The organism is Rhodoferax sp. LS1P39 (assembly GCF_056521425.1).
The window spans coordinates 26,892-45,461 of sequence record NZ_JBWMAV010000023.1; the positions used below are offsets into that span (position 1 = coordinate 26,892).

An 18,570-nucleotide genomic window follows, 5' to 3' on the forward strand; every position below is an offset into this window, starting at 1 on the left:
GAAACGCTATCGTTTTTGATATCAAAAAAAAGAGCTGCTACCGCCGATGGAATGGGCGGTAGCAGCTCTTTTTATGCCTGAAAAAAGGCCTATTTTTTGTCTAAACGCATCTCGGCGGCCCGCGCATGGGCCTGCAGGCCTTCGCCGTAGGCCAGCTCGGCGGCGATACGGCCCAATTCCTGCGCACCGGCCTGGCTCACTTCGATGAGGCTGCTGCGCTTCTGGAAGTCGTACACGCCCAGCGGGCTGGAGAAGCGGGCCGTGCCGCTGGTGGGCAGCACGTGGTTGGGTCCGGCGCAGTAGTCGCCCAGGCTCTCCGAGGTATAGGCCCCCAAAAAGATGGCCCCGGCGTGCTTGAGCAGCGGCTCCCAGCGGTGCGGGTCGGTGCTGCTCACCTCCAAGTGCTCGGGGGCGATGCGGTTGCTGATCTCGCAGGCCTCTTCCATGCTGCGGGTCTGGATCAACGCGCCGCGGCCGGTGAGCGACTTGGCGATGATCTCGGCGCGGGGCATCTCGTTGAGCAGCCGGTTGATGGAGGCCTGCACCTGGTCGATATACGCTGCATCAGGGCACAGCAAAATGCTTTGCGCCAGCTCGTCGTGCTCGGCCTGGCTGAACAGGTCCATCGCCACCCAGTCGGGCGGCGTCGTGCCATCGGCCAGCACCAGAATCTCGCTGGGCCCGGCAATCATGTCGATACCCACGGTGCCGAACACGCGGCGCTTGGCAGCTGCCACGTAGGCATTGCCGGGGCCGGTGATCTTGTGCACGTTGGGGATGGTGGCCGTGCCATAGGCCAGCGCGGCCACGGCCTGGGCACCACCGATGGTGTAGGCGCGGGTGACACCGGCCACATAGGCGGCGGCCAGCACCAAGGCGTTTTTCTCGCCCCGCGGGGTGGGCACCACCATGATGATCTCGCCCACACCCGCCACGTGCGCGGGGATGGCGTTCATCAACACGCTGCTGGGGTAGGCGGCCTTGCCACCGGGCACGTAGATGCCCACGCGGTCCAGCGGCGTGACCTTTTGGCCCAGCAGGGTACCGTCCGCATCGCGGTAGCTCCAGCTCTCGCCCGAGGCCTTTTTCTGCGCCTCGTGGTAGCTGCGCACGCGGGCAGCTGCCGCCTGCAGGGCTTCGCGCTGGGCGGCGGGGATGGTGTCGAAGGCAGCCTTGAGCTCGGCCTGGGTCAGCTCCAGCTCGGCCAGCGTGTTCGCCTGCAGGCCGTCGAAGCGGTTGGTGTACTCCAGCACCGCCGCGTCGCCGCGCTGCTGCACGTCGGCCAGGATGTGGGCCACGGTGGTTTCAATCGCCGTGTCCGCCTCGGCAGACCAATGCAGGCGGGCCTTGAATTCAGCCTCAAAAGTGCTGCTAGCGCTTACCAAACGGGCGGGAGTAGCTACAAAAGTCATAGTATTCAGGTTTTTGCGCGCTCGGCCACCGCAGCGGCAAAGGCATCGATCATCGCGCGGATGGGGGCTTGCTTGAGCTTGAGCGCGGCCTGGTTCACCACCAGGCGCGAGCTGATGTCCATGATGCGTTCCACTTCCACCAAATGGTTGGCCCGCAGCGTGTTGCCGGTGGACACCAGGTCGACGATGGCATCGGCCAGGCCGGTCAGCGGGGCCAGTTCCATGCTGCCGTAGAGCTTGATCAGATCGACGTGCACGCCCTTGGCGGCGAAGAATTCGCGCGCGATGGCCACGTATTTGGTAGCGACCCGCAGGCGCGAGCCCTGCTTGACGGCGCGTTCGTAGTCAAAGTCGTTGCGCACGGCCACGCTGATGCGGCATTGGGCGATTTGCAAATCCAGCGGCTGGTACAGGCCCTGGCCACCATGCTCGATCAGCGTGTCTTTGCCGGTGATGCCCAGGTCGGCACCGCCGTTTTCCACATAGGTGGGCACGTCGGAGGCGCGCACGATGAGCACGCGCACGCCCGGCTGGTTGGTGTCCAGGATCAGCTTGCGGGACTTTTCTGGGTCGTCCAGCACCTCGATACCGGCAGAGCGCAAGAGCGGCAGCGTGTCGTCGAAGATGCGGCCTTTGGAGAGGGCAAGGGTGATCATTTCTTGACCCGCTCGATGTCGGCACCGATGCCGCGCAGCTTGGCTTCCATCTGGTCGTAGCCACGGTCCAGGTGGTAGATGCGGTCCACCACGGTTTCGCCCTCGGCCACCAGGCCGGCAATCACCAGGCTGGCGGAGGCGCGCAGGTCGGTGGCCATCACGGTGGCACCCGAGAGCTTGGCAATGCCTTCGATCACCGCCACCTTGCCGTCGATCTGGATGTGCGCGCCCAGGCGCACCAGCTCGTTGACGTGCATGAAGCGGTTTTCAAAAATCGTCTCGGTCACCTTGCTGGCCCCCTGGGCCACGCAGTTCAGGGTCATGAACTGGGCCTGCATGTCGGTGGGGAAACCGGGGTACTCGGTGGTGCGAAAGCTCTGCGCCTTGAGGTGGGTGTGGGCCGGGCCCGCAGACTGCACGCGGATGCCGTCGGCCTCGGGAGTCACGGTCACGCCCGCGGTGCGCAGCTTGTCGATCACCGCGTCCAGGTGGTCGGCGCGGCCATGCTGCAGCAGCACGTCGCCACCGGTGGCAGCCACGGCGCACAGGAAAGTGCCGGTCTCGATGCGGTCGGCCACCACCTGGTGGGTGCAGCCGTGCAGCGATTCCACGCCCTGGATGCGGATGCGGTGCGTGCCGTGGCCTTCGATCTTGGCACCCATCTTGATGAGCATTTCGGCCAGGTCGCTGATTTCCGGCTCTTGCGCGGCGTTTTCCAGAATGGTTTCGCCCTCGGCCAGGGTGGCGGCCATGAGAAAGTTCTCGGTGCCGGTGACGGTGACCATGTCGGTGGTGATGTGGCAGCCCTTGAGGCGGGTGCGTCCTGCCGGCAGCTTGGCGATCATGTAGCCGTGCTCGACCACGATCTCGGCCCCCATGGCCTGCATACCGAGGATGTGCTGGTCCACTGGGCGCGAGCCAATCGCGCAACCGCCGGGCAGCGATACGGTCGCCTCGCCAAAGCGGGCCAGCAGCGGGCCCAGGGCCAGCACCGAGGCGCGCATGGTCTTGACCAGCTCGTACGGCGCTTCGGGCGACGACAAATCACTGGCGTTGATGGTGACGGTGCCGTCTTCCGTGCGCTCAGCCGTAACGCCCATGTTGCGGATCAGCGTGAGCATGGTGGACACGTCTTGCAGGCGCGGCACGTTGGTGAGGGTGACCGGCTCGGCTGTCAACAGCGCGGCACAGAGCTCAGGCAGGGCGGCGTTTTTGGCACCGGAGATGCGGACCTGGCCTTGCAAAGTGCGGCCACCGCGGATGAGGAGTTTGTCCATGGGAAATGCTCTAAAAATTATTGAGGCAAGAAAGTGAAAGCACTACTGGGGTAGTGCTGCCCACTCGGCCGGGGTGTAGGTCTTCATCGACAGCGCATGCACCTCGTCGGTGTACATCTTGGAGCCCAGCGTGGCGTACACCCGCTGGTGGCGCTGGATGGCGCGGCGGCCTTCGAACTCAGCCGAGACGATGGTGGCGTACCAGTGGCGGCCATCGCCTTCCAGGGCAATGTGCTCGCAGGGCAGGTGCGATTGGATGATGGTTTGGAGTTCTTCAGCAGTCATTTTTGTTATCCACGGATTTTGTAGCCGATGCGCAGCAGGTTGACGGTGATGGCGCTCACCACCAGCAGGGCCGCGCCCACGATGCCCAGGCTGAGCCAGGGCGACACGTCGCTCACGCCAAAGAAGCCGTAGCGGAAGCCGTCGATCATGTAGAAAAACGGGTTCAGGTGGCTCACGGTTTGCCAGAAAGGCGGCAGGGAATGGATGGAATAGAACACGCCGCTCAAAAACGTCATGGGCATGATCACAAAGTTCTGGAACGCGGCCATCTGGTCGAACTTTTCGGCCCACAGCCCGGCAATGATGCCTAGCGTGCCCATCAGCGCCGCGCCCAGCACCGCAAACACGATGATCCACAGCGGGGCCTCGAAGCTGGCACCGGTGAAGATGGCGGTCACCGCAAACACGCCCACGCCCACCAGCAGGCCGCGCGCGATGGCCGAGCCCACGTAGGCCCAGAACCAGTCCCAGTGCGACAGGGGCGACAGCAGCACAAACACCAGGCTGCCCATGATCTTGCTCTGGATCAGCGACGAGGAGCTGTTGGCGAATGCGTTTTGCAGCACGCTCATCATCACCAGGCCGGGCACCAGAAAGGCGGTGTAGTTGATCGTGCCGTAGACCAGCGCCTTGCCTTCGAGCACGTGGCCGAAGATCAGCAGGTACAGCACGGCGGTGAGCACCGGCGCGCCCACGGTCTGAAAGCCGACCTTCCAGAAACGCAGCGATTCTTTGTACAACAGGGTTTGCCAACCGGTCATGCTGCCACCTCGCTGGCCACATAGCCGTTGGTCATTACATCGAGGAACACATCTTCCAGATCGGCCTTGCGGATTTCCACGTCCTCTGCCGTCAGCCCGGCTTCACGCACCGCCGCCAGGTAGCGCTCGATCTCGGCGGCGTTGTGCGCGGGGAACTGTACGATGCGGCCAGTAATGCGGGCCTGCTGCGCCAGGGCAAAGGGAAGTTCGCTATCGACTTTGAAGCGCAGCACATTGCTGGAGGCGTTTTTCAGCAGCTCGCTGGTGCGGTCCAGGGCGACGATGCGGCCTTTTTTCAGCATGGCGATGCGCGAGCACAGGGCTTCGGCCTCTTCCAGGTAATGGGTGGTGAGCAGCACCGTGTGGCCTTGTTTGTTGAGCTTGGCGATGAACTGCCACAGGGTCTGGCGCAGCTCCACATCCACCCCGGCGGTGGGCTCGTCGAGCACGATGACCGGCGGCTTATGCACCAGGGCCTGGGCCACCAGCACGCGGCGCTTCATGCCGCCCGAGAGCTGGCGCATATTGGACGTGGCCTTGTCGGCCAGCCCTAAGCTTTCCAGCAGCTCGTCGATCCAGGCATCGTTGTTCTTTACGCCAAAGTAGCCCGACTGGATGCGCAGCGCCTCGCGGACGTTGAAAAACGGGTCGAACACCAGCTCTTGCGGCACCACACCGAGCTGGCGGCGGGCCTGGGCAAAGTCTTTGGCCACGTCATGGCCGTGCACCAACACCTTGCCGCCGGTGGCGCGGTTCAATCCCGCCAGAATGCTGATCAGCGTGGTTTTACCCGCACCGTTGGGGCCGAGCAGGCCAAAGAACTCCCCCTGCGCGATGTCGAAGCTGACGCTGTCGAGGGCGGTGAGTGGGGGTTTTTGGGAGCCACGGGGGCTGGGGTAGGTCTTGGAGACCTGCTGGAAGGAGATGGCGGGCATGGGGCAGTGATTTTAACGGCTGGCCCCACATGCCGCCGGGCCGTGACTTTATCCCTGAATCCGCTCCAAAGCCCGCTCCAGGTGCTGCACCGTACGCGCCACGTTGTGCAACTTCTCCAATCCGAACAGGCCGATGCGAAAGCTTTGGAAGTCGGGCCCCTCGTCGCACTGCAGCGGCACCCCGGCAGCGGTTTGCAGGCCCTGGCCGATGAACTTCTTGGCCGACTGGATCTCGGGGTCGGTGGTGTAGCTCACCACCACACCGGGTGCCTGAAAGCCCGCTGCTGCCACGCTGGCCATGCCCTTGCGCACCAGCAGCGCACGCACGGCATCGCCCAGCGCCTGCTGCTCGGCGCGCAGTGCGTCAAACCCGTAAGCCTGGGCTTCGCGCATCACGTCGCGCAGCCGGGCCAGGGCATCGGTGGGCAGGGTGGCGTGGTAGGCATGGCCGCCGTTTTCATAGGCCTCCATGATGTTCAGCCACTTCTTCAGGTCGCAGGCAAAGCTGCTGCTGGTGGTGGATTCGATGCGCTCCCGCGCCAAGGCGCTGAGCGCCACCAAAGCGCAGCAGGGCGAACCGCTCCAGCCCTTTTGCGGCGCGCTGACCAACACGTCCACGCCGGTGGACTGCATGTCCACCCAGATGGCACCCGAGGCAATGCAGTCCAGCACCAGCAGGCCACCCACGCTGTGCACCGCGTCGGCCACGGCACGCAGATAGGCATCGGGCAGGATCATGCCGCTGGCGGTTTCCACATGCGGGGCGAACACCACGGCGGGTTTTTCGGCCAAGATGGTGGCCACCACCTCGTCAATGGGTGCGGGGGCGAACGGGGCTTGCGGACCTGCGCCTTGGCGGCGCGCTTTCAGCACCGTGCTGGACCGGGGGATCTGGCCCATGTCAAAAATCTGCGTCCAGCGGTAGCTGAACCAGCCGTTGCGGATCACCAGCACATGCTGTGCGGTGGCAAATTGCCGCGCCACCGCCTCCATGCCAAACGTGCCGCTGCCGGGCACTACGATGGCCGACTGCGCGTGGTAGGCCTGCTTGAGCACACCGGAAATATCGCGCATCACGCCCTGGAAGGACTGCGACATGTGGTTCAAGGCGCGGTCGGTATAGACCACGGAGTATTCGAGCAGACCTTCTGGGTCTACATGGGGCAACAGGCCGGGCATGGGGGACTCCTGGACGAATGGATGTGCCCGCCAGCTTAGCACCCGCTAAGCAAGTAAAAACCCAGGGGTTGGCCCTGCTCAGGCAGCAGGCAACAGTTCCGCCACGCCGTACAAACCTGCCAGCGCCGCCAGCCGCGCGGGCAGGCCACGCACCGCAAACGTGCGGCCCAGACTGAAGCTTTCGCGGCGGCACTCCAGCAGCACAGCCAGGGCGGACGAGTCGAAGCGGGCCAGCGCGGTGGCATCCACCACCACCGCCGCGCCGGTCTGGGAGCGCAGGCCCTGCAGCAGCATGCGCAGCGAGGCCGTGGCCTGCGCGTGGGTCAGCTCGGCGGGCAGCACCAGCATGTCAGTTCTTTTTGGCGTTGGCCTGGTTGCGCGCGGCCAGGCTGGCGATCAGGCCGTCCACACCCTTGGCGTTGATCTCGCTGGCGAACTGGCTGCGGTAGGTTTCCACCAGCCACACGCCCAGCACGTTCAGGTTGTAGATCTTCCAGCCCGCGCCCTCGCCGGGGGTTTTGACCAACCGGTAGTCGAGCTGGATGGGGTCGCCACCGCCTTTGACTTCAGAGCGCACCAGCACTTCCTTGTCGTCAGGGCTGGCGCGAAAGGGCTTCATGCTGACCTCTTGGTCGCTGACCTGGGCCAGCGCGCCGGAGTAGGTGCGCACCAGCAGGGTTTTGAACTCGTCCTGCAGCTTTTTCTGCTGCTCAGGCGTGGCCTGGCGCCAGCCGGGGCCTACGGCAGAGGAGGTCATGCGCGCAAAGTCCACGTTGGGCATGATCTTGGCATCTACCAACACCATGACCTTGGCCACATTGCCCTGTTGCAGGGTTTTGTCGGCCTTGATGGTGGAGAGCACATCGGTGGAGATGCGCTTGACCAGCGCGTCTGGCGCTTCATCGGCGGCCATGGCATTGAAAGTTGCAGCTACCGCCAACACAGCTCCAGCGGCCCATTGGCCTAACAAACGACGTTTCATACTGACTTTCTCTACGCGGAACATCCGCACTACCTTAATGAAAATGCGCCCCAACGGTTGACGCAGGGGCTTTGTACTTGGGGGCTTATTTGGGCTCGGGCGGGTTGCCGTCGTACACATCGTTGTCGCGCACCTGCAAATAGAAGTCGCGGGTGAAGGAGTATTTGTCGAGCGCGGCCTCTTCCAGCGATTCGGTGGCGCGCAGCAGGTTGGCACGGGTGTCCACCAGGTTCAGGCCCGCCAGGCGGTCGCGCGTGCCGGCATCGGGAAACACCTTCAGCGGGTTGCCGTAGGCATTGACCGACCAGGCCGAGATGTCCCGCACCGTGGAGGGCCCCAGCAGCGGAATCACCAGGTACGGCCCCGACGGCACGCCCCACCAGCCCAGGGTCTGTCCAAAATCTTCGCGCTGCCGCTCCAGGCCCATGTCGGTAGCCAGGTCAAACAAACCGCCGATGCCAAACACGCTGTTGATGCTGAGGCGCATCCAGCTCTCGGCAGCCGCCCGGCCCTTGAGCTGCATGGCATTGTTGGCGGTGTTCCAGACCTCGCCCAGGTTGGAGAAGAAGTTAGTCACGCCCTGGCGTGCCAGCGACGGCACGGCAAACATGTAGGCCTTGGCCACGGGCTTGACCACGGCTTTGTCCACCGCATCGTTGAACACGGCCACCTTGCGGTTCAGCGGCTCCAGCGGGTCGCGCGGGTTGGCCTGGGGGCCGGTGGCACAACCAGAAATCAAGGCAAAAACGCCAACAGCGCAGGTAATACGGGCGGTAGTAGCTATATTTTTAGTAGTAATCATGTCAAACCTTATTAACCCTCTCAAGGTCATTTCTCAGCGGGGCCATCGGCAGCCTTGCTGTACAAAAACTGGCTGATCAAATTCTCCAGGACCACCGCCGACTGGGTGGCCGCAATCGTGTCGCCCGCCACCAGGTTCTTGGCATCGGCACCGGCTTCGATGCCGATGTACTGTTCACCCAGCAGGCCACTGGTCAAAATCTTCAGCGAACTGTCCTTGGGGAAAGCGTAGCGCGGATCCATGGCCAGGGACACCCGGGCCTGGAAGCTTTTGTCATCAAAAGTGATGCTGTCCACCCGGCCCACCACCACCCCGGCGCTCTTGACGGCGGCCTTGGGCTTGAGGCCGCCGATGTTGTCGAACTTGGCCGACACGCTGTAGCCGGTCTGAAAACTCAGCGTCAGCAAATTGGCCGACTGCAGCGCCAGAAACAGCAGCGCCGCCGCCCCCAGCAGCACAAACAAACCCACCCAGACATCGTTTTTAGAGCGTTGCATAAACCGTACCTCAGATTGTGAACATGGTGGCAGTGAGCAAAAAATCCAGCGCCAACACCGCCAGCGAGGCCACCACCACCGTGCGCGTCGTCGCCCGCGACACGCCTTCGGGCGTGGGCTGGGCCTCGTAGCCTTGCAGCAGCGCCACAAAGCTCACCGTAAAACCAAACACGATACTTTTGATGACGCCGTTGCCCACATCGCGCCATACGTCCACGCCGCCCTGCATCTGGCTCCAGAACGCACCGGAATCCACGCCGATCATCAGCACACCCACCACCCAGCCGCCCAGGATGCCCACCGCGCTGAACAGCGCCGCCAGCAAAGGCATGGTGATGACCCCGGCCCAAAAACGCGGGGCCAGAATGCGGCGCACCGGGTCCACGGCCATCAGCTCCATGGCACTGAGCTGCTCGCCTGCCTTCATCAAGCCAATGCCCGCGGTGAGCGAGGTGCCCGCGCGCCCGGCAAACAGCAGCGCCGTGACCACCGGGCCCAGCTCCCGCACCAGGCTCAAGGCCACCAACAAGCCCAGGGCCTCGCTGGAGCCGTAGCGCTGCAAGGTGTAGTAGCCCTGCAAGCCCAGCACAAAGCCCACAAACAGGCCCGACACGCTGATCAGCGCCAGCGAATAGTTGCCCAAAAAATGGATCTGGTCGCGCACCAGGCCAAAGCGCCGCAAAGTGGGCCCGAGCAGGGCCACCAGGCGCACAAACAGGCGCGTGGCGTTGCCGATATCGGCCAGTTTGCTGCGCAGCGCAAAGCCTACGTCAGACGGTTTGTACCAACTCATGCGGCACCGCCTTGGGGCGGCTGCAGGCCCGCGCCAAAATCCTGCTCCACCGTGGGGCCGGGGTAATGGAAGCGCACCGGCCCATCGGGCAGCGCGTGGATGAACTGGTGCACCAGCGGGTCGGTACTGCCGCGCACCTCGTCCGGCGTGCCCTGCGCCACGATCTTCCCGTTGGCCAAAATCACCACCTTGTCGGCAATGTGGAAGGTTTCGTCCAGGTCGTGCGAAACGATGATGCTGGTCAGGCCCATGGTGTCGTTCAGGTCGCGGATCAGCCGGGCTGCGGTGCCCAAAGATATCGGGTCCAGCCCGGCAAAGGGTTCGTCGTACATCAGCAGCTCGGGGTCCAGCGCCATGGCGCGGGCCAGGGCCACGCGCCGTGCCATGCCGCCCGAGACTTCACTGGGCATGAGGTCGCGCGCGCCGCGCAGGCCCACCGCGCCCAGCTTCATCAGCACGATGTCGCGCACCAGCGCCTCGGACAAATCGGTGTGCTCGCGCAGCGGAAACGCCACGTTGTCGAACACGCTCATGTCGGTGAACAAGGCCCCAAACTGGAACAGCATGCCCATGCGGCGGCGCGCAGCGTACCAACCGGCCTGGTCAAACTGGGCGACGTTCTGGCCGTCCAGCAGCAGCTCGCCTTTTTGCGCTTTGATCTGCCCGCCAATCAGGCGCAGCACCGTGGTCTTGCCGCCCCCCGAAGCCCCCATCAAGGCCGTGACCTTGCCGCGCGGAATGCTCAGCGTAATGCCGTCCAGAATCGCGCGCTCTCCGTACCCGAAGGTGAGGTTGCGGATGTCAACAAGGTTGTCGGTGGAAAGCGGGGCGGGTGAGGTCATAAAAAAGCAAAAGCCGGAACGTTTCCGGCTGTTGCATGATAAGGGATTGTGCTATTGCCTTCAGGAGGCGCGTCTCTAATGCCCCACAGGAACAGCGGCGGCCCAATTTGCCAGAAAAATGACTTGGTATTACATTTGATACCATGAATGCCATCTGCCGCATTGTTTTAGACACCAATGTGCTGGTTGCAGGCTTGCGGTCGCGCCAGGGCGCCTCGTTCCAACTGCTCTCGCGGCTGCCGCTGCGTGAATTTCAGGCGATTGTCAGTGTGCCGCTGGTGATGGAATACACCGACGTGCTGCACCGCCCCGGCATGGTGCCGCTGACGGCGGATGCCATCGATGCCGTGCTCAACATAGTCTGCAAAGTGGCAGAGGCGCAAAAAATGCACTTCCTCTGGCGGCCCCAGTTGCGCGACCCCAACGACGAGATGGTGCTGGAGGCGGCGGTCAATGGCCGTGCCGACTTCATCGTGACCCACAACATCAAGGACTTTGCGGCGGCAACCCGGTTTGCGGTGCGCACCATCACCACGGCACAATGTATCCAGCACCTTTACGGAGCCACCCCATGAGCACCCTCAGCCTGCGCCTGCCCGAATCCATCCACCGCAACGCCAAGATTTACGCCGAACGCGAAGGCGTATCGATCAACCAGCTCGCCGCCACCGCCCTGGCCGAGAAGCTGGCGGCGCTGGCCGCTGGCGACTATCTGGCGGAGCGGGCCGCTTTGGCGGACGCAGCGCTGTTTGCCGCCGCTCTGGCACAGGTGCCCGATGTGGCCCCGACGGCGGGAGATGCGTTGCTGAACGCGCACTGAAAAAACAAAGCCGCCCGGTCCGAAGACGGGGCGGCTTCATCGAGCAAATGCGCTTAGTTACCGTGGCAAGTCGCTAAAGCCCATCAGGAACTCATCCACCGCCCGTGCCGCCTGGCGGCCTTCGCGGATGGCCCAGACGACGAGCGATTGGCCGCGGCGGATGTCGCCTGCCGCAAACACCTTGGGCACGTTGGTGGCATAGCCGCCGCTGAACTCGGTATGCGCCTTGGCATTGCCACGCGCATCTTTCTCGATACCGAAAGCATCCAGGATGTTGGCCACGGGGCTCACAAAGCCCATGGCCAGCAGCACCAGGTCGGCCTGCATCACGACTTCGGTGCCGGGGATTTCGACCAGCTTGCCGTCCTTGAACTCGACGCGCACGGTCTTCAGGCCGGTGACCTTGCCTTTTTCGCCGATGAACTCCTTGGTGGAGATGGCGAACTCACGCTCGCAACCTTCCACATGGCTGGAGCTGGTGCGCAGCTTGATCGGCCAATAGGGCCAGGTCATGGGGCGGTTTTCTTCCTCGGGTGGCTGGGGCATCACCTCGAACTGGGTCACGCTGACCGCGCCGTGGCGGTTACTGGTGCCCACGCAGTCGGAGCCGGTGTCGCCACCGCCAATGACAATGACCTTCTTGCCGTCGGCACGCAACTGGGCCTTGAGCTTGTCGCCCGCGTTGATCTTGTTCTGCTGGGGCAGGAATTCCATGGCGAAATGGATGCCGTCGAGCTCGCGGCCCGGCACGGGCAGGTCGCGCGACTGCTCGGCACCGCCGGTGAGGACCACCGCGTCAAAGTCTTTTTGCAATTGCTCGGGGGTGATGGTTTCTTTGGCCCAATTGGTGACCTTGGAGCCCTTGCCCAACGGGTCTTTGGCCGCGCCGACCATCACGCCGGTGCGGAAAGTCACGCCCTCGGCCTGCATTTGTTCGACACGGCGGTCGATGTGGCTCTTTTCCATCTTGAAGTCGGGGATGCCGTAGCGCAGCAGGCCGCCCACGCGGTCGTTCTTCTCGAACAGGGTCACGTCATGGCCTGCGCGGGCCAGTTGCTGTGCCGCTGCCAGGCCTGCGGGGCCGGAGCCAACCACGGCCACTTTTTTACCGGTCTTGTGCGGGGCCACGCGGGGCTGGACCCAGCCCTCGTCCCAGGCGCGGTTGATGATGGCGTGCTCGATGGACTTGATGCCCACCGGCAGGTCGTTGACGTTCAGCGTGCACGCTGCCTCGCAGGGTGCGGGGCAGATGCGGCCGGTGAACTCGGGGAAGTTGTTGGTGCTGTGCAGCACCTCGATGGCGTTTTTCCAGTCGCCGCGGTACACCAGATCGTTGAAGTCCGGAATGATGTTGTTGACCGGGCAACCGTTGTTGCAGAACGGGATGCCGCAGTCCATGCAGCGCGCGCCCTGGACCTTGGCCTGCGATTCGTCGAGGCCGACGACGAATTCCTTGTAGTGCTTGACGCGTTCGGCGGCGGGCTTGTAGCCCTCTTCGAGCCGCCCGTATTCCATGAAGCCTGTGACTTTACCCATGATTCAATCCTGTTCTTTACTTGGCTGCAACTGCTACATCTTTGGTAGCTGCCTGCGCTTGTTCTGTCTGCGCTAGTGCCACTTTTCGTGCATGCATTTCGCCCAGGGCGCGCTGGTACTCCAGCGGGAACACCTTGACGAACTTGCCACGCGCTTCGGTCCAGTTGTCCAGCAGGTCGCGGGCGCGCTTGCTGCCGGTCCAGCGGTTGTGGTCTTCCAGCAGTTTCTTGAGCTGGGCTTCGTCGGTCTGGCCGTTGTGCCATTGGTCGGCCACGCCCAGGCCCTGCTGTTCGCCCGAGGGCAGCACTTTTTCGAGTGACACCATGGACATGTTGCAGCGCTTGGCGAACTGGCCGTCTTCGTCATAGACGTAGGCGATGCCGCCGCTCATGCCCGCCGCAAAGTTGCGCCCGGTTTTGCCCAGAACCAGGGCGGTGCCGCCGGTCATGTACTCGCAACCGTGGTCGCCCGTGCCTTCCACCACCGTGGTAGCACCCGACAGGCGCACCGCAAAGCGCTCCCCGGCCACGCCGCTGAAGAAGGATTCGCCGCTGGTCGCGCCGTACATCACCGTGTTGCCCACGATGGTGTTCTGCGTGGCCGCGCCGCGGAAATCGATGCTGGGGCGCACCACGATGCGACCGCCGGAGAGGCCCTTGCCGGTGTAGTCGTTGGCATCGCCAATCAGGTACAGCGTGATGCCGTTGGCCAGGAAGGCACCAAACGACTGGCCGCCCGTGCCTTCGAGCTGGATGCGGATGGTGTCGTCGGGCAGGCCTTCAGGGCGCACCTTGGTCAGCGCACCCGAGAGCATGGCCCCCAGCGAGCGGTTGACGTTGCGCGCCACTTCCATGAACTTGACCTTCTCGCCGCGCAGGATGGCGGGCTGCGATTTCTCGATCAGCACGTTGTCCAGCGATTTTTCCAGGCCGTGTTCCTGGTTTTGCACGTGGTAGCGCGGCACGTCGGCCGGCACATTGGGCTGGGCGAACAGGCGGTTGAAGTCCAGGCCGCTGGCCTTCCAGTGGGCAATGCCTTTGCGGGTGTCGAGCAGGTCGGCGCGGCCAATCAGGTCGTCAAACTTGCGGATACCCAGCTGGGCCATGATCTGGCGCACTTCTTCGGCGATGAAGAAGAAGAAGTTCACCACATGCTCGGGCTTGCCCTGGAATTTCTTGCGCAAGACCGGGTCTTGCGTGGCCACACCCACGGGGCAGGTGTTCAGGTGGCACTTGCGCATCATGATGCAGCCTTCGACCACCAGGGGGGCGGTGGCAAAGCCGAATTCGTCCGCACCCAGCAGCGCGCCGATGGCAACGTCGCGGCCGGTCTTCATCTGGCCGTCGGCCTGCACCCGCACACGGCCCCGCAGGCGGTTCAGCACCAGGGTCTGCTGGGTTTCGGCCAGGCCGATTTCCCAAGGACCACCGGCATGCTTGATGGAGGACCAGGGCGAAGCGCCGGTGCCGCCGTCGTGCCCGGCGATCACGATGTGGTCGCTCTTGCACTTGGTCACGCCTGCGGCGATGGTGCCCACGCCCACTTCCGACACCAGCTTGGTGCTGATGGAAGCATGCGGTGCCACGTTCTTCAGATCGTGGATCAACTGGGCCAGATCTTCGATCGAATAGATGTCGTGGTGCGGTGGGGGCGAAATCAGGCCCACGCCTGGCACCGAGTGGCGCAGCTTGCCGATGTACTCGGACACCTTGCCGCCGGGCAGCTGACCGCCCTCGCCCGGCTTGGCACCCTGGGCCATCTTGATCTGGATCTGGTCAGACGAGACCAGGTATTCGGCGGTCACACCAAAGCGGCCGGAAGCCACCTGCTTGATGCGGCTGCGCAGCGAGTCGCCGTCTTGCAGCGGGTAGTTGACGGTTTCCACCACTTCAGGGCCGATGATCTCGCGCAGGGTCTGGCCTTGCTTGATCGGGATGCCCTTGAGCTCCTGGCGGTAGCGGTTGGAATCCTCGCCGCCCTCGCCGGTGTTGCTCTTGCCACCGATGCGGTTCATGGCCACGGCCAGGGTGGTGTGGGCTTCGGTAGAGATGGAGCCCATGGACATGGCACCGGTGGCGAAGCGCTTGACGATTTCTTTCGCCGCTTCGACTTCTTCCACCGGAATGGCCTTGGCCGGGTCGATCTTGAACTCGAACAGCCCGCGCAGGGTCATGTGGCGACGGCTTTGGTCGTTGATGAGCTGGGCGTATTCCTTGTAGGTGTTCCAGTTGTTGGCGCGGGTGCTGTGCTGCAGCTTGGCGATGGCGTCGGGCGTCCACATATGCTCTTCGCCGCGCACGCGCCAGGCGTATTCACCGCCAGCGTCGAGCATGGTGGCCAGCACCGGGTCATCACCAAACGCCGCCTTGTGCATGCGCAGGGCTTCTTCGGCAATTTCGAACACGCCAATGCCTTCCACACGGCTGGCGGTGCCGGTGAAGTACTTGGAGACGGTTTCCTGGTCCAGGCCAATCACCTCGAACAGCTGCGCACCGCAGTAGCTCATGTAGGTGGACACGCCCATCTTGGACATGATCTTGGACAGGCCCTTGCCGATGGCCTTGACGTAGTTGTAGATGGCTTTCTCGGCCGACAGCGCACCCGACAGGTCCTTGTGCAGGTCGGCCAGGGTTTCCATCGCCAGGTAGGGGTGGATGGCTTCGGCACCGTAGCCTGCCAGCACACCAAAGTGGTGCACTTCGCGGGCAGTGCCGGTTTCCACCACCAGGCCGGTGGTGGTGCGCAGGCCCAGGGTCACCAGGTGCTGGTGCAGGGCGCTGCTGGCCAGCAGGGCGGGAATGGCGATTTGGGTGGCGCTGACGTTGCGGTCGCTGACGATCAGGATGTTTTTACCGCCCTTGATCGCGTCCACCGCTTCGGCGCACAGCGAGGCCAGCTTGGCTTCCACGCCCTCGCGGCCCCAGGCGGCGGGGTAGGTGATGTCCAGCGTGTGGCTGCGGAACTTGCCGTGGGTGTGGCGCTCGATGTCGCGCAGCTTGGCCATATCGGCAAAGTCGAGGATGGGCTGGGCCACTTCCAGGCGCATCGGCGGGTTCACCTGGTTGATGTCCAGCAGGTTGGGCTTGGGGCCGATGAAGGACACCAGCGACATGACGATGGCTTCGCGGATCGGGTCGATCGGCGGGTTCGTCACCTGGGCGAACATCTGGCGGAAGTAGTTGTACAGCGGCTTGTTCTTGTCGCTGAGCACGGCCAGGGGGCTGTCGTTGCCCATGGAGCCAATGCCCTCTTCCCCGGCCTGGGCCATGGGGGACAGCAGAAACTTGATATCTTCTTGCGTGTAACCGAAGGCCTGCTGGCGGTCGAGAAGCGCTGTGGCACTGACGGTGGCGGCAGCCGAATCGGCGGGCACGCTGTCGAGCTTGATGCGCAGATTGTCGATCCACTGCTTGTAGGGCTTGGTGTTGACAATGTTGGCCTTGAGCTCGTCGTCGTCGATCATGCGGCCCTGTTCCAGGTCAATCAGGAACATCTTGCCGGGCTGCAGGCGCCATTTGCGCACGATCTTGTTCTCGGGCACGGGCAGCACGCCGGACTCGGAGGCCATGATGACCAGGTCGTCGTCGGTGACGCAGTAGCGCGAGGGGCGCAGGCCGTTGCGGTCCAGCGTGGCGCCGATCTGGCGGCCGTCGGTGAACACGATGGAGGCCGGGCCGTCCCAGGGCTCCATCATCGCGGCGTGGTATTCATAGAACGCGCGGCGGCGCTCGTCCATCTGTGTGTGCTGCTCCCACGGCTCGGGGATCATCATCATCACGGCCTGGCTGATGGGGTAGCCGGCCATGGTCAGCAACTCCAGGCAGTTGTCGAAGGTGGCGGTATCCGACTGGCCGGGGAAGCTGATCGGGTACAGCTTGCCCAGGTCGGCGGCCAGCACGGGCGAGGCCATCACGCCTTCGCGGGCCTTCATCCAGTTGTAGTTGCCCTTGACGGTGTTGATTTCACCGTTATGCGCCACATAGCGGTACGGGTGGGCCAGTGGCCACTCGGGGAAGGTGTTGGTGGAGAAACGCTGGTGCACCAGGCCGATGGCCGAGACGCAGCGCTCGTCGGACAAATCCTTGTAGTACACGCCGACCTGGTCGGCCAGCAGCAGGCCCTTGTAGATGACCGTGCGGCTGGACATGCTGGGCACGTAATATTCTTTGCTGTGCTTGAGCTTGAGGTTCTGGATATTGGCGCTGGCGGTCTTGCGGATCACGTACAGCTTGCGCTCCAGCGCGTCCTGCACAATGACATCGTCGCCGCGGCCAATGAACACCTGCTTCAAAAGCGGCTCGGTCTTGCGCACCGTGGGCGACATGGGCATGTCCTTGTCCACCGGCACATCGCGCCAGCCCAGGAACACCTGGCCTTCGGCCTTGATGGCGCGTTCCATCTCCTGCTCGCAGGCCTGGCGGGAGGCGTGCTCTTTGGGCAGGAAGATCATGCCCACGCCGTACTCACCGGCGGCGGGCAGGGTCACGCCCTGTTTGGCCATTTCTTCGCGGTACAGCGCGTCGGGGATCTGGATCAGAATGCCCGCGCCATCGCCCATCAGCGGGTCGGCACCCACTGCCCCCCGGTGGTCGATGTTTTCCAGGATCTTCAGCGCCTGGGTGACGATATCGTGGCGCTTTTCGCCCTTGATATGGGCCACAAAACCCAGACCACAAGCATCATGCTCATTGCTGGAGGAATACAAACCGTGGTCTTTGAGATATTGGATCTCGGCAGCCGTTGTCATGGCGCTCTCCTATAGTGTTTCGCGGGGGATCGAAGCATAAAGCACAGCAACAACAATGCCAAGCAGAATAATAGGGGTCAGATTCCAATTAATTCTTGACTAAACCACCAATAATTAAATTGGGGACACATCAAAAATAGTAGCTGCTTGCGCCCATTTCATAAGCGCGGAAGGCACTTTTTATTCGGATTTTTTGGGCAAGAAGGGCCTGCCCGCTGCCGCCTTGGCCACGCGGCGTTCGGTTCGTTTTTGTAAATCCACCACAAAATCCGCGTCGCCCAGAGCCCAGCCACGCAGGGCCGATTGGGTCAATTGCTGCTGCTGCTCCTCGGTGATGCCTGCATGCACCAATTTGGCGTAGGCCACCTCGCGTGCAAACGGTGTGTTGCCCAGCGCCCACCACAGCGGGTGCGGCGTAACCAGTTTGTCGGCCCGTTGGCCAATGTGGTGGCCGTAGCTGGACCAGGCGTAGTCGCGCGGGTCGGCCACCAGCCCGGCGCGCACCGGGTTCAGGTCGATGTAGGCCATGCAGGCCAGCAGGTAGCGGTCGGTTTGCACCAGGGTGGATTTATAGCGCCCCTCCCACAGCGTGCCGGTGCGGCCTTGCGCGTCGTTGAAATAGCGCACATAGCTGCGGCCCACCGCCTGCATCATCTGCGGCAAAGCTTCTGCCGTGCTGGGCGTGGCCAGCAGGTGGAAATGGTTGGTCATCAGCACATAGGCGTGGACCTGCACGCCGAACTTCTTGGCGTTCTCGGTCAGCAGGCCCAGCAGCAGGCCGTAGTCCCCCGGGTGGACAAAGATGGGCTGGCGGTTGTTGCCGCGCTGGATCACGTGGTGGGGGTAGCCGGGGACGGTGAGGCGGGGGAGCCGGGCCATGTGCGCAATCTAGGGAGTGGATGCGCGATATTACGCGGGATTAATAGGGTTCCGACCCTCATGGCACTAGGATAAGCCCCGCCGCATGCGAATCGCCGCTCTGGCTGCTGTGCGAGGCACGTTCAGCAGCGGCAACGGTTTGAGTCTTCGCTTCTTAGCCCTGGGCT

At 63.5% G+C, this 18,570-nt stretch carries 18 protein-coding genes; 2 read left to right on the forward strand and 16 right to left on the reverse strand.

Annotation, left to right across the window (positions count from 1 at the left end):
• Positions 1-89 precede the first annotated feature (89 nt).
• The 13 genes from hisD to AC097O_RS23675 all read right to left on the reverse strand — a co-directional run bounded on the left by hisD (position 90) and on the right by AC097O_RS23675 (position 10,421).
• Positions 90-1,412: a histidinol dehydrogenase gene (gene hisD, locus AC097O_RS23615; RefSeq protein ID WP_479595374.1), complete on the reverse strand. Its 1,323-nt coding sequence runs from the start codon at positions 1,410-1,412 to the stop codon at positions 90-92.
• 5 nt (positions 1,413-1,417) lie between these two features.
• Positions 1,418-2,068, reverse strand: coding sequence for an ATP phosphoribosyltransferase (gene hisG / locus AC097O_RS23620; RefSeq protein ID WP_315191830.1), 651 nt, complete (start codon positions 2,066-2,068; stop codon positions 1,418-1,420).
• The gene (gene murA / locus AC097O_RS23625; RefSeq protein WP_479595375.1) at positions 2,065-3,345 is read right to left on the reverse strand and encodes a UDP-N-acetylglucosamine 1-carboxyvinyltransferase; all 1,281 of its coding nucleotides are present in this window, start codon (positions 3,343-3,345) and stop codon (positions 2,065-2,067) included. The genes hisG and murA overlap by 4 nt, the downstream gene beginning before the upstream one ends.
• 42 nt (positions 3,346-3,387) lie before the next feature.
• Entirely contained in the window at positions 3,388-3,630 is a 243-nt protein-coding gene (locus AC097O_RS23630) for a BolA family protein (RefSeq protein WP_479595376.1), read from the reverse strand.
• Between the two features lie 5 nt (positions 3,631-3,635).
• Positions 3,636-4,391: an ABC transporter permease gene (locus tag AC097O_RS23635; protein ID WP_479595377.1), complete on the reverse strand. Its 756-nt coding sequence runs from the start codon at positions 4,389-4,391 to the stop codon at positions 3,636-3,638.
• Positions 4,388-5,326 (reverse strand): ABC transporter ATP-binding protein, encoded by a 939-nt coding sequence (locus AC097O_RS23640; RefSeq protein ID WP_479595378.1) that lies wholly within the window; start codon positions 5,324-5,326, stop codon positions 4,388-4,390. Before AC097O_RS23640 ends, AC097O_RS23635 begins: the two co-directional genes overlap by 4 nt.
• 48 nt (positions 5,327-5,374) lie before the next feature.
• Positions 5,375-6,505, reverse strand: a complete 1,131-nt coding sequence (locus AC097O_RS23645; protein WP_479595379.1) for an aminotransferase class V-fold PLP-dependent enzyme — start codon at positions 6,503-6,505, stop codon at positions 5,375-5,377.
• 78 nt (positions 6,506-6,583) lie between these two features.
• Positions 6,584-6,853, reverse strand: a complete 270-nt coding sequence (locus tag AC097O_RS23650; protein WP_479595380.1) for an STAS domain-containing protein — start codon at positions 6,851-6,853, stop codon at positions 6,584-6,586.
• 1 nt (position 6,854) lies between these two features.
• Positions 6,855-7,487, reverse strand: coding sequence for an ABC transporter substrate-binding protein (locus AC097O_RS23655; protein WP_315191850.1), 633 nt, complete (start codon positions 7,485-7,487; stop codon positions 6,855-6,857).
• A gap of 85 nt (positions 7,488-7,572) precedes the next feature.
• On the reverse strand, positions 7,573-8,226 hold the full coding sequence (locus AC097O_RS23660; protein WP_479595381.1) for an MlaA family lipoprotein: 654 nt from the start codon (positions 8,224-8,226) through the stop codon (positions 7,573-7,575).
• Between the two features lie 89 nt (positions 8,227-8,315).
• Positions 8,316-8,786: an outer membrane lipid asymmetry maintenance protein MlaD gene (gene mlaD, locus AC097O_RS23665; RefSeq protein ID WP_479595382.1), complete on the reverse strand. Its 471-nt coding sequence runs from the start codon at positions 8,784-8,786 to the stop codon at positions 8,316-8,318.
• A gap of 10 nt (positions 8,787-8,796) precedes the next feature.
• The gene (gene mlaE / locus AC097O_RS23670) at positions 8,797-9,579 is read right to left on the reverse strand and encodes a lipid asymmetry maintenance ABC transporter permease subunit MlaE (protein ID WP_479595383.1); all 783 of its coding nucleotides are present in this window, start codon (positions 9,577-9,579) and stop codon (positions 8,797-8,799) included.
• On the reverse strand, positions 9,576-10,421 hold the full coding sequence (locus AC097O_RS23675; protein ID WP_479595384.1) for an ABC transporter ATP-binding protein: 846 nt from the start codon (positions 10,419-10,421) through the stop codon (positions 9,576-9,578). Before AC097O_RS23675 ends, mlaE begins: the two co-directional genes overlap by 4 nt.
• Before the next feature lie 143 nt (positions 10,422-10,564).
• Here AC097O_RS23675 and AC097O_RS23680 point away from each other — a divergent pair, with 143 nt between their 5' ends.
• Entirely contained in the window at positions 10,565-10,996 is a 432-nt protein-coding gene (locus tag AC097O_RS23680; RefSeq protein ID WP_479595385.1) for a putative toxin-antitoxin system toxin component, PIN family, read from the forward strand.
• Positions 10,993-11,241 (forward strand): toxin-antitoxin system HicB family antitoxin, encoded by a 249-nt coding sequence (locus AC097O_RS23685; RefSeq protein WP_479595386.1) that lies wholly within the window; start codon positions 10,993-10,995, stop codon positions 11,239-11,241. Before AC097O_RS23680 ends, AC097O_RS23685 begins: the two co-directional genes overlap by 4 nt.
• A gap of 57 nt (positions 11,242-11,298) precedes the next feature.
• On the opposite strand, the gene AC097O_RS23690 is transcribed toward AC097O_RS23685, so the two are convergent.
• The 3 genes from AC097O_RS23690 to AC097O_RS23700 all read right to left on the reverse strand — a co-directional run bounded on the left by AC097O_RS23690 (position 11,299) and on the right by AC097O_RS23700 (position 18,403).
• Positions 11,299-12,777, reverse strand: coding sequence for a glutamate synthase subunit beta (locus AC097O_RS23690; protein ID WP_479595387.1), 1,479 nt, complete (start codon positions 12,775-12,777; stop codon positions 11,299-11,301).
• A gap of 16 nt (positions 12,778-12,793) precedes the next feature.
• A complete protein-coding gene (locus AC097O_RS23695; protein ID WP_479595388.1) occupies positions 12,794-17,524 on the reverse strand; it encodes a glutamate synthase-related protein in 4,731 nt (1,576 codons plus the stop codon).
• Positions 17,525-17,704: 180 nt separating this feature from the next.
• Positions 17,705-18,403, reverse strand: coding sequence for a transposase (locus tag AC097O_RS23700; protein WP_479595389.1), 699 nt, complete (start codon positions 18,401-18,403; stop codon positions 17,705-17,707).
• Positions 18,404-18,570 lie beyond the last annotated feature (167 nt).